At 60.6% G+C, this 1,125-nt stretch carries 2 protein-coding genes; one reads left to right on the top strand and one right to left on the bottom strand.

The genetic code is table 11. The features are described from left to right. Window positions 1-430 (top strand): GGDEF domain-containing protein (locus H5T41_11270; protein ID MBC7109338.1); only part of this gene is annotated, 430 nt, incomplete at its 5' end. Here H5T41_11270 and H5T41_11275 read toward each other — a convergent pair. Next, a partial coding sequence (locus H5T41_11275) for an asparagine synthetase (GenBank protein ID MBC7109339.1) occupies window positions 427-1,125 on the bottom strand: 699 nt, incomplete at its 5' end. The two genes, H5T41_11270 and H5T41_11275, sit on opposite strands and share 4 nt — an antisense overlap.

The following is a 1,125-nucleotide window of genomic DNA, read 5'->3' on the forward strand; positions in this document are numbered from 1 at the left end:
ATTCGAGGTCCTTGCGCGGGAAGTGAAGAGGGCCCAGCGTTATCGTCATCCTTTTTCCGTGGTCCTGCTGGATTTGGACAACTTTCGGCGGGTGAACAATGTGTTTGGGCACATGCGAGGCGACGTGGTCCTGAAAGGGGTTGGCGAGCTTCTCCTGCGGAATCTGCGGGCCTGCGATTTCGTGTTCCGCTACGGTGGGGACGAATTTTTGCTCCTCCTTCCCGAGACCGAAGAAACCGGGGCGGAGGAGGCGGTGAAGCGGGTGCGCGCCAAACTCCGGGCCTGGAGCATGAGCTTGGACCTTGGGTTCGTCCTGGATTTCTCCGCCGGGGTAGCGACATACGATCCCGAAAACAGCCGGCCTCCCGAGGATCTCCTGCGGGAGGCCGATCAAAAGATGTACGCAACGAAAAAAGCCCGCCTGGGCTAAAGAAGGGCCCTCTCTCCCGGAACTCGCGGGAAGAGCCGCACCTTCCGCACGTGATCGAACCCGCACACAAAACGCACAAGCCTCTCTACCCCGATCCCAAACCCCGCGGAAGGGGGAAGCCCATCCTCAGCCAGCGCTAAGATAGGCGCGTACGCATCCAAGGACAGACCCTGACGGAGAATCCGGGCCTTGATGCGGGCAAGTTCATGTTCCCTTTCGCCCCCGGACAAGGCCTCTCCATAGCCCTCGGGATAGATGAGATCCATATCCCGGAGGATCCCGGGCCTCTCCGGATCCTCGCGGTCATAGAACTCCCGTTGATCAATGGGGAAATCCACGAGCCATACGGGAGTTTCGCTTTTCTGGGAAAGCACGAGTTCAAAATCCTCACCAAATTCCCGACGGGCTTCGTGCCAGGTGATGCGTGGAAACGGCCGGGAATACTCGGGGATTTCCCGGCCCGCCTTGGCTAGGGCTTTGCCACACTCCCGCCGCACCTCCGCCAAGATGTGGAGGAGGAGGCGCTCGCCCAACTCCATGACCTCCTCGCGCGCGGCGTTTCGCACCTCTAGGTCTAGCTGGACGAACTCGAAAAGGTGGCGGCCGGTTTGGGCGCGCTCCACCGGTTCCAGCCGCACGTTCGGGGAAAAGCAAAAGATCTTGGGATGGACGCGCACTGCTGCCTGCTTATGGAA

Source organism: Methanomassiliicoccales archaeon (assembly GCA_014361295.1).
GTDB lineage: Archaea > Thermoplasmatota > Thermoplasmata > Methanomassiliicoccales > JACIVX01 > JACIVX01.